The following is a 9,783-nucleotide window of genomic DNA, read 5'->3' as shown; positions in this document are numbered from 1 at the left end:
CCCGGACTTTGCCGCTACCAAATTTCACAAATGCGGCTTATAATAAAACGGTGCAAACAACCGGGGTTTGTTATTTGCAACCTCTTAAATGGAACAACATATAGTAAAATGGGCAAAAATCAAGCCGCAAGAGCGGTGAATTGGCGTAAAATCCTGAAAAATTATCTGGCCGATTCCGCCGCAGGGGCCGTCAGCCGGGGGGGAGTGGATCCCGGCTCGGTCGCTCTGCCCCTGTTGCGCGCGGCTTCCGCCGGGGATTCCCCGCTGATCGCCGCCCTGCCCGAACTCAATCTGGTCGATCGCGTCGTCGCCGAAATCGAGGCGCTCACCCGCGAACTGGAGATCGATCTGCGAATGCTGGTGATTCCGGAGTCCGGCCGGGGAAAACTGCTCTTCCCCGGCGGAGAGAGCCGCCGGGCGCGGGCGCTCAATTCGGCGCTCAACGGTCAGTTCGATCTGGTGATCGGCAGCATCCATGCCCTGCTGGCGCCGGCGCCGCCGCCGGAGGAGACCCGCGACGCTCAGCTGGTGCTGGTTCCCGGCATGGAGATCCCGATCGGCGACCTGGTCGAGAAGCTGGTGCGGCTCGACTACGACGACGAGTACGAGGTCTCCGTGGCGGGGGAGTTCGCCCGCCGCGGCGGAATCGTCGATATTTTCAGCCCCGCGCACGACGCGCCTTGCCGGATTGAATTTTTCGGCGACGAAATCGACTCCATGCGCACCTTTTCGCCGGAGACCCAGCGCTCCACCGGGAGCGTCTCCGAATACCGGGTGATCGGCCGGGCGGGAATCACCGCGGGCGGTGCGGCCGATGCCGATCTCTTCTGCTATTTTGCCCACCGCAACTGGCGGCTGCTGACGGTCTATCCCGAAAACTGTCTGGAGCGGCTGGAAAAATACTCCTCGACGGAGGTGTGCCGCCGGTGGGAGAGCTTGTGGGAGGAGAAGGAGGCCGCGCAGGAGGCCATCGCCTTCTACGATGCCGCCTCCGAGGCGTATCACCCGGAAGCGGAGGCGGCTGACGTCTTCCCCGCGGCCGGCGAGATCGCCGGCGAAATCGGCGAAAGCGCGAAGGCGGGCGCAGAGGAGCTCCGGCGGCAGATGCTGCTCGGCAACCTCCGCCGCGCCGCCGATTCCGGCATGCACGTGGTGGCGCTGGCCCCCCATCTGGAAAATCTCCCCGCGCTCGAAGCGTGGTGTTCCCGGAACGAACTGGCCGTCTGCCACCCCTCGTTCGACGTCGCCGGGATCGGCGCCGGATTTTCTCTGCCCGCCGAACGGCTGCTGCTCATCACCGAAAAGGAGCTGATCACCGCCGGTTTCTCCCGCGAAGGACGGACGGCGGAAGGGGAGGTTCCGGCTCCGGTCAGTGCGGACCCGGCGGCGGTTCCGGTGCCGGAGTTTTCGCTCGCCGACCTCGACGAGGGGGACTACGCGGTGCATCTCGACCACGGCATCGGCATTTTCCGGGGATTCCGCACGCTGACCAGCCGGGGCGTCTCCCGCGAAGTGCTGGTGATCGAGTATGCGGACAATCAGATCCTCTACGTGCCGCTGCTTCAGGCGCACAAGGTGAGCCGCTACCTCGGCAGTCCCGGCAAAGTGACGCTGCACCGGCTCGGCGGAGTGCGCTGGAGCCGGGACAAGGAGAGCGCCCGGCGGAGCGTCCGCTCCTACGCCGCGGATATGCTCCGGCTTCAGGCGATGCGGCAGGCGGCGCCGGGCATCGTCTTCCCGCCGGACACGGCGGAGACCCGCGCCTTTCTGCGGGCCTTCCCCTTCAACGACACCCCGGACCAGCGCCGCTCGACCGCGGAGATCCGGGCCGACATGGAGTCGCCGCGCCCGATGGACCGGCTGCTCTGCGGCGACGTCGGCTACGGCAAGACGGAGATTGCCATGCGGGCGGCGTTCAAGGCGGTTTCCGCCGGATATCAGGTGGCGATTCTGGCACCGACCACGGTGCTGGCGCAGCAGCATTACTACAGCTTCCGGGAGCGGTTCGCCGCCTACCCCTACACGATCGACGTGCTCAGCCGGTTCCGGACCGCCGCGGAGCAGAATGAAATCATCCGCCGGCTCGGCAACGGCGGAATCGATATCATCATCGGCACCCACCGGCTCTGCAATCCGGAGCTGAAGTTCCACAATCTCGGGCTGGTGGTGATCGACGAGGAGCAGCGGTTCGGCGTCAAGCACAAGGAGCGGCTCCGCCGGTTCCGCGCCGAAGTGGATGTGCTCACCATGTCGGCGACGCCGATTCCGCGGACGCTCTATCTGGCGATGGCCGGAGCGCGCGACCTGAGCACGCTGATGACCGCGCCGAAGCTCCGGCTGCCGGTCAAGACGGTGATCGCCCCCGAGGAGGACCGGCTGGTGGTGCAGGCGATCGAGGCGGAACTCGCCCGCGGCGGGCAGGTCTACTATCTGCACAACCGGGTGCGCACGATCGAGGAGGTGGCGAAGAAACTCCGCTCCCTGCTGCCGGACGTCCGCTTCGCCGTCGCCCACGGGCAGATGCCGGAAGAAGAGCTCGAGGCGGTCATGACCAGCTTCCTCGAAGGGAAGATCGACTGTCTGGTCAGCAGTACCATCATCGAATCCGGACTCGACGTGCCGAACGCCAACACCATCATCATCGAACGGGCCGACCGGTTCGGACTGGCCGAACTCTATCAGCTCCGCGGCCGGGTGGGCCGCTGGAAGCACCAGGCCTACGCCTACATGCTTCTGCCGAAGAGCCAGCTGGTGAGCTCCGACGCGCGCAAGCGGCTCTCGGCGATCCGCCGCTGTTCCAATCTGGGTGCGGGATTTCAGCTGGCGCTGCGCGACCTGGAGATCCGCGGCTCGGGCAACCTGCTCGGCGCGGAACAGTCGGGCCACCTCAACACCATCGGATTCGACCTCTACTGCCATCTGCTCAAGCAGGAGGTCGGCAAACTGCGCGGCGAGAAGAGCGAATTTCTGCCGGAGGTGGAGATGGCGATCGATTTCATCAGTTTCACGCTGACCGCGCCGGAAGGGAAGCTCGCCGCGGCGTTTCCGCCGGAATACATCGGCGGGGACCGTCTCCGCCTCGACGCCTACCGGCGGCTGAGCGCGCTCAACTCCGAAACGGAACTCGCCGATTTTTCCGCCGAACTGCGCGACCGCTACGGGAAACTGCCGAAGTGTGCGGAAACTCTGCTGGAGGTGGTCCGGCTGCGGATTCTGGCCGCACAGGCCGGATACGAACACTTCACCGTGGTCGACGGTCGGGTGACGCTCAACAACCCCGGCGGCACCATCTACCGGAAAAAGGGATTGCAGCCGGTGATCGATTACCGCAATCCGCCGGAACTGCGTCTGGTGCATCTGCAGGCGCTGTTGCGGGAGATTCCCCGGAAGGAGCCGCGGCCGTGAACCGGATTGATCTGCACACTCACAGCTGCTGTTCCGACGGGAGCTGCACGCCGACGGAACTGGTGGAGCTCGCCGCCGCGGCCGGAGTCGGCGCCATCGCCCTCACCGACCACGACACCGTCGCCGGGATTCCGGAGTTTCTGGAGGCGGGGCGGCGCCATCCGGAGGTCGAGACGGTGCCCGGCGTGGAACTCTCGACCATGTTCAGCAACCGGGAACTGCATATGGTCGGGCTCTTCATCGACCCGGAGACGCCGGTATTGACGGCGTTTCTCGAGGAGATGCGGGAGGGGCGCCGCCGCCGCAATGAACAGATCCGGCTCAAACTCAATGCGCTCGGATTCCCGGTGACCTGGGATGATCCGGCGTTTGCCGGCGCCGACTCCGACAGCGCCAGCATCGGGCGGCCTCACTTCGCCCGCGCGCTGATGCATAAATACGGATTCCCCACCATGCAGTCGGTTTTCGACCGGCTGCTCAAGCGGGGCTGTGCGGCCTATGTGCCGCGCGAACTGCCCGATCCGGCCCGCGCCATCGAGGTGATTCACGCGGCCGGCGGCATCGCCGTCTGGGCGCACCCGGTCTACCGGGAGCGCAACGAACGCGCCTGGGCGAAGCGGATCATGAGGCGGTTCTCTCCGCTCGGGCTCGACGCGGTCGAAGGGTATTACAGCATGTTCGGCCCGCAGGAGACCGCGCTGGTGCTCGAACTGGCCGGCCTCTACCATCTGGCCGTCTCAGGCGGGAGCGATTTTCACGGGGCGAACTCCCCCAACATCCAGCTCGGCTCCGGCGCGGGCGGGTTGCTCGTGCCGCCGGAACTCCTGAACGGGCTCAAGGCGCGCTGTGTTGCGCGGCGGGCGGCTGTTGACAAACCCGGATTGCCGTGATATCTTTTAATCCGGTCACGAATTCAGAGGAGGAGAGAACCCATGAAATATATCGGAGCACACGTCAGCATCGCCGGCGGCGTCGAGAATGCGCCGGTCAACGCGCACGAACTGGGCGCGACCGCGTTCGCCATGTTCACCAAGAATCAGCGGCAGTGGTCGGCGCCGCCGTACAAGGAGGAGGCGGTCGCCGCGTTCCGGGAGAACTGCCGGGCGTTCGGCTACCGGCCGGAACTCATTCTGCCGCACGATAGCTACCTCATCAATCTCGGGCAGCCGGATCCGGGCAAGCGCCGCAACGCGGTCGCCGCCTTCATCGGCGAGATGGAGCGCTGCCATCAGCTCGGGCTGGTCAAGCTGAACTTCCACCCCGGCAGTCACCTCAAACTAATTCCGGAGGAGGAGGATCTGCGGCTGATCGCCGAAGGAGTGCGTGAGGCGGTCGATACCGTTCCCGAGGTGATCGCGGTCTTTGAAAACACCGCCGGGCAGGGAACCAACGTCGGATACGCGTTCGAACAGCTTGCGACGATGCTCGAAGCGGTCGACCGCCCCGGGCGGGTGGGGGTCTGCCTCGACACCTGCCACACCTTCGCGGCCGGATACGATCTGGTCACGCCGGAGGGGTACGAGAAGACCTTTGCCGAATTCGACCGGCTGATCGGATTTCCCTTTCTGCAGGGGATGCACATCAACGACTCCAAGAGCAAGCTCGGCGGACGGCTGGACCGGCACGACAGCATCGGGCACGGGGAACTCGGCTGGGAGTTTTTCCGGCGGCTGATGCAGGATCCCCGGTTCGACGACATTCCGCTGGTGCTCGAGACGATCGACGAAAGTTTGTGGAAGCAGGAGATTGCGGCATTGCAGGCGCTCAGCCGCGGCGAACCGCTGCCGTAGTCGACCGGAAGGTTGGGAAAAGGAAGTGGGCGGGCAGGAAAGAACCTTTTCTGAAAAGGGTTCCCCTTCTTGCGTTTCCCACGCAGGACATCTTCTTCTTCCGGCATTCCCTCTTTCGCGACAACGTTCCTTTCCCGCTTCTTCTCGTTCCGCCGGTCATGAGCGTCCGCTTTTTCTGGGCGCGCTGGAAAAACGGAACGCGCGGATGTATTGCAGCGAATGTTCCATCCGGTAGTTCTGGGGGGTGGTCTTGAGGTAGCGTTTGAACTGCCGGGAAAAGTAGCTGGAGCTGCAGAATCCGCATTCGGCGGCGATCTCTTTGAGGGAGAGGTCGGTTGTCGCCAGCATCTGCTTGGCCAGTTCGAGGCGGCGTTGCGTCAGCCAGGTCCATACGGAAGAGCCGAAGACCAGCTTAAAACAGCGGCAGAAATGGGCGCGGCTCATGTTGGCGTGGCCGGCAAGCTCCTCCAGCGTCAGGTTGTCGGTCAGATGCTGTTCGAGGTACAGCGAGGCGGCGTTGACGGCGTCATGAATTTCGGTGCGGACGGAATTTCGCGCCGCCGGGCGGGAGTGCAGACGGCCGAGCAGAATCAGAAAATCGATGACTCCGTTGCAAACGACCGTCTGATAGCCCTGGGCGCGCAGGGAGAGTTCGCCGACCAGATGGTTGATTTTTTCGACGGCGGCGGGGAAGTATTCCGGCGGGATATGGAGTTTGGATGGCGGTTCTTTTTCCGGCCGGTCGAAGAGCTGCTTGAGGTTTGCCATATCGCGGATCGGCGCGAGCTCCTCCTCCAGCTGCGTCTTCTGCAGCAGAATGTTGAACAGCCACAACCTGTGGCATCCGGTGTACCAGTGGATTTCGCCTGGATGGACGGCGAAACAGTCGCCGAGGCCGAACTCCATCGTGCTCTCATCGCCGCATCTGTTGCGCCAATGGTGGGTGCCGTGCCCGCGGATGACGAAAACAAGTTCGTAAAAATCGTGGTCATGCGGGGAGACCGCCTGCGGGTGATAGGTGGACAGGATGATGAATTTCAGGTTGTTTGCGCTGGAGCAATGGTTCCACTGATAGTGTTCCGGCAGTGCCCGGAACTCCTGTTCGGTCTGAATTTCTGAAAATTTGAACGGCATGTGCAGCGCCTCCGCTTCCGGTACCAATCCCTCTTTATTATAGATGGGCTGTGTGAATTTGCAATTCAGATCGGGCAAAAGTTTCCGGATTCCACCCGGCCGCCCGGTCTCCCGACCGGACGGCGTCGGCTGGAGGGGGCGTCACTTCTCGCTTCTGAACAGGAAACGGATGTTGCGCACCTGATAGATCAGTTTTTCCTGTTTGCCGGAGAGGGCGATCTGGAATCGTTCCACCCCTTCCGGAGTTTTCAGATTTTCAAAGAGGATCCGATAGTTCTTCCACTCTCCCGTCGGTTGCGGATAGGGTTCCCGGGCCTGCACGTGGTTGCCGAAGAAATAGACCAGCGGATACATTGCATCCGCCGGATTGCCGTCCACTTTGAGTTCAAACTCCATTCCGACTGCGCCGCGGAGCGACTCCTGGGGGAGCAGCAAGGGCAGAGAGGGGGCCGCCCAGCGGTTGGTCACGTTGCGGAAGTCGATTTCGAACACGACGGAATTTTCACTGCTGTTCCCGCGGATGGACATTTTCCCGGAGCTGTTGGTGCGCCATGCGTCCGGCTGCCCGGCGCGCGGGAGCGGTGTGGCCTGGAGCAGCTCGCCCACCTTCCGGTAGGGAATGACCAGCGAAGTGATCGCCTGCTCGTTGAAACGGCCGGAGAAGCGGAACTCTCCGGTCTTCGCTTTCGGCACCGGGAATTGAAGGTCAAGCTGCTTTTTCGCCCAGGGGGCGAGCGACACGGGCTGCGGAGAATCCACGGCGGAGCAATGCAGAACGCCCTGTTTGCTTTCCGCAGAGAGGTTGAACAGCTCCACCCGGATTCCGACCGGTTCGCTTTCGCTCCGGAAATCGACGAAATCACGGCCGGAGGAGAGACGCAGATTCCGGGTGAGCACCGCCTTCAGGACGACGGTGCGGTCCCCGGCGAAGGGAGCCATGCCGGCGGCGTCCCGCTTCACCGCGGGCTGGGCCGGTTTCAGGCCGGAGAGGCCCTCCAGATAGCGGACATAGCGGTCCGCTTTCAAATGGAGCGTGTTTCCCGGCGCGGCCTTGACCGTCTCGCGGCGGCCGAAGGGATCGGTGACATGACAGACGCCGGCGGGCGCCTCCAGAACGAATTCCCGCTCCAGGGGCGAGGAATTCTCCCGGGCGGCGTTTTCGGTCTTCTGCGTTTCGAGCGGAGAACGGCTCCAGAAGGCGAGAATCTGCGACCCGTCCTCCCGTTCAAACAGGAACGAACGGACACCGTTTCGCTCTTCGCACTCTCCCAGCAGCGTTGTGCCGCTGAGCAGGCGGCTCTGCACGGCGAGCGCGACGAAGGCCGGCTTCACCGTGTAATTCTGCCGGAGCAGTCCCCACATTTTCGCTCCGCCGATTTCGTTGAACGGGGGCAGGACGAAGGGGAAGACCTTGCCCGCTCCCAGCTGTTTCAGCAGGATCACCGATTTCGGATGGAATTCGGCGACCATCAGCTCCTGCTCATAGCTCTGTTCCAGTTTCCCGGGGGTGCAGGAGGGCAGTGCGGCCTGTCCTTCCACATTGGTTCCGGTTTCGGTGAACCAGACCGGCGGTTTCCGGCCGGCGCGGTCAATGAGGGCGTAAATCTCCTGCAGCAGCGCCGGATATTCCGCCGGCATGAGGTAGGTGTGGTAGTTGAAAATATCGTAATAGAAGTCGAGATCGGAGGCGAACGCGCTCTTCACGAAGTTCCGGACCGGGAAGAGGCACATCGCCCCGGTCAGGACCGCCGCATCCGGGGAACCGGCCTTGAATCCCAGGCTGGCCGCCTTCATGGCCGAGGCGAAATTCCAGGCGGATTCCTGGGCAAACCCGACGTCCGGTTCATTCCAGAACTCCCAGGCGTTGACCTTGTCCCGATACCGTTCCGCCGCGCTCCGGCAGAACCGGTAGACGGCGAGGAGATCGTCCGGAATGTGGGCCGGCGCCACGGAGTTGTCGTCGGAGCCATCCTGATAGCGCGCCCAGCGGGGGGAGTCGCGGAAACAGCCGGTAATTTTCACACCGGCCTGATGGAGCAGCGAGAAGTTGTCGTCGAAAAGCTGCCAGTTCATCTTTCCCGGAACCGGTTCGATGCCCTTCCAGTTGAAAAACTCCCGCGCGTCGGAGAAACTGCACTGGCCGAGCAGACCGCTGACCGCCTCCCGGCCGGAGGCCGGCAGGTGCGGGTTGCCGGTTGCCGCGTGGGTGAGATAGGCCTGATTGGTGTTGAGCGCGAACGAGGTTGCGGTGGAGTCCGGCGGCGACGACGGCCCCGGCTGCACTGCGAATCCCAGAGCCGAGGCCTCATCGCCGTTCCAGCAGATCCGGTAGTAGCCGGACTCCAGCTTCGGGAGTTTCAGCTCTGCTCCGGCGAGGGTGCCGTCGCAGACGGCCTGTCCCCGCCAGTCGGTGACCCGGTATGCGGTTCCGGCCGGAACCGTGCCCTTCACTTCGAAGCGGATGTCGTCCGCCGGAAACCAGCCGGTCGGCGAGGTGGCTGCCGGTTTCAGAAACATCTCCTGCGCCGCCAGAGAGAGGGTGAGTCCGAGGGAGAGAAAGAGGATTGTTTTGTTCATCATGGTTGTCATTCCGCCATACGTTTCAATGCTTCCGCCATTGAGGAGGAGCTGTGGTATACATCGGGGGTGAAATTCCCGATCCACCCCTCCGGCACGTAGACCGCCGCCTGCACGATTCTTGCACTCCCATCGGTCAGAAAGCAGGTGGTTGCGTTCGAATGCAGTGCTTTATTCAAGTTGATGTTGGCGGCGGCACAGACTCCCATCACCCGGCGGGAGACGGCGCCGAATTTCTTCCCCCAGGAGGGGAACATCGACGGGGCCGTGTTGTTTCCGGTGTCGAAAAGCAGCATGTAATCGACGTTGAAGTTCATGTGATTCCAGCCGTTGGGCTCCCCGACTTTGCAGTGAAAGATCTCCGGCCGGTTTTCGGAGGACTGGTCGCCGTAGTAGCTCCCTGTCGGCCAGGTGACGGTATTGGGCAGATAGCCGCGTCGGGTGAGAATCCCCAGGCCGATGTCACAATAGGGGGCGGCGTAGTACTGGATGGAGCGCCGCTCGTTGCTGCCAGCTTCCCCGGCGATCAGGCTGGAGAGGACCGGCATCGTGTCGTCATCGAAATCCCCCGCGTAGCTGGCGGTTGTCTGCGCCAGTGTTTTCTGGGTGTTCAGACAGCCGATGGTCTTCGCCTTTTCCCGCGCCTTGTTGAGTGCGGGCAGCAGCATTGCCGCCAGGATTGCGATGATCGCGATCACGATCAGGAGTTCGATGAGGGTAAAAGATCGCCCCTGCTCTCTGCCGGTTCGATGATCCGGCGGACGGAAAAATTGAGGTTTCAACCGTGCCATCCTGTACTCCTTCCATGTTAGGTTTTGTCAAGCCACTTTTGTAACTGTTTTCCAGTTTTTCTTATATTCGAAGCGTAATTCCCCTT

The 9,783-nt window shown here is 63.0% G+C and carries 6 protein-coding genes; 3 read left to right on the top strand and 3 right to left on the bottom strand.

Annotated elements, in window-relative coordinates:
- Positions 1-135 precede the first annotated feature (135 nt).
- From mfd to nfo, 3 genes are read left to right on the top strand one after another with little or no spacing between them, the layout of a single operon-like run.
- On the top strand, positions 136-3,405 hold the full coding sequence (mfd, locus tag ACMLHG_RS03455; protein WP_417169561.1) for a transcription-repair coupling factor: 3,270 nt from the start codon (positions 136-138) through the stop codon (positions 3,403-3,405).
- A complete protein-coding gene (locus ACMLHG_RS03450) occupies positions 3,402-4,295 on the top strand; it encodes a PHP domain-containing protein (protein ID WP_295809556.1) in 894 nt (297 codons plus the stop codon). The genes mfd and ACMLHG_RS03450 overlap by 4 nt, the downstream gene beginning before the upstream one ends.
- 42 nt (positions 4,296-4,337) lie before the next feature.
- Positions 4,338-5,195, top strand: a complete 858-nt coding sequence (gene nfo, locus ACMLHG_RS03445) for a deoxyribonuclease IV (protein WP_417169560.1) — start codon at positions 4,338-4,340, stop codon at positions 5,193-5,195.
- Positions 5,196-5,351: 156 nt separating this feature from the next.
- On the opposite strand, the gene ACMLHG_RS03440 is transcribed toward nfo, so the two are convergent.
- The 3 genes from ACMLHG_RS03440 to ACMLHG_RS03430 form a co-directional block, all read right to left on the bottom strand.
- The gene (locus tag ACMLHG_RS03440; protein WP_417169559.1) at positions 5,352-6,329 is read right to left on the bottom strand and encodes an AraC family transcriptional regulator; all 978 of its coding nucleotides are present in this window, start codon (positions 6,327-6,329) and stop codon (positions 5,352-5,354) included.
- 141 nt (positions 6,330-6,470) lie between these two features.
- Positions 6,471-8,909 (bottom strand): hypothetical protein, encoded by a 2,439-nt coding sequence (locus ACMLHG_RS03435; RefSeq protein WP_417169558.1) that lies wholly within the window; start codon positions 8,907-8,909, stop codon positions 6,471-6,473.
- 5 nt (positions 8,910-8,914) lie between these two features.
- Positions 8,915-9,697, bottom strand: a complete 783-nt coding sequence (locus ACMLHG_RS03430) for a prepilin-type N-terminal cleavage/methylation domain-containing protein (protein WP_294432580.1) — start codon at positions 9,695-9,697, stop codon at positions 8,915-8,917.
- Between the last annotated feature and the right edge of the window lie 86 nt (positions 9,698-9,783).

Source organism: Victivallis sp. (assembly GCF_048170485.1).
Lineage (GTDB): Bacteria > Verrucomicrobiota > Lentisphaeria > Victivallales > Victivallaceae > Victivallis.
Note: the sequence above shows the minus strand (reverse complement) of the source record. Positions and strands in the feature narration are given on the sequence as shown.

Coding starts and splice junctions, on each gene's coding strand:
- nfo (WP_417169560.1), top strand. CDS start 4,338: ATGAAATATATCGGAGCACACGTCAGCATCGCCGGCGGCGTCGAGAAT.
- ACMLHG_RS03430 (WP_294432580.1), bottom strand. CDS start 9,697: ATGGCACGGTTGAAACCTCAATTTTTCCGTCCGCCGGATCATCGAACC.
- ACMLHG_RS03440 (WP_417169559.1), bottom strand. CDS start 6,329: ATGCCGTTCAAATTTTCAGAAATTCAGACCGAACAGGAGTTCCGGGCA.
- ACMLHG_RS03435 (WP_417169558.1), bottom strand. CDS start 8,909: ATGATGAACAAAACAATCCTCTTTCTCTCCCTCGGACTCACCCTCTCT.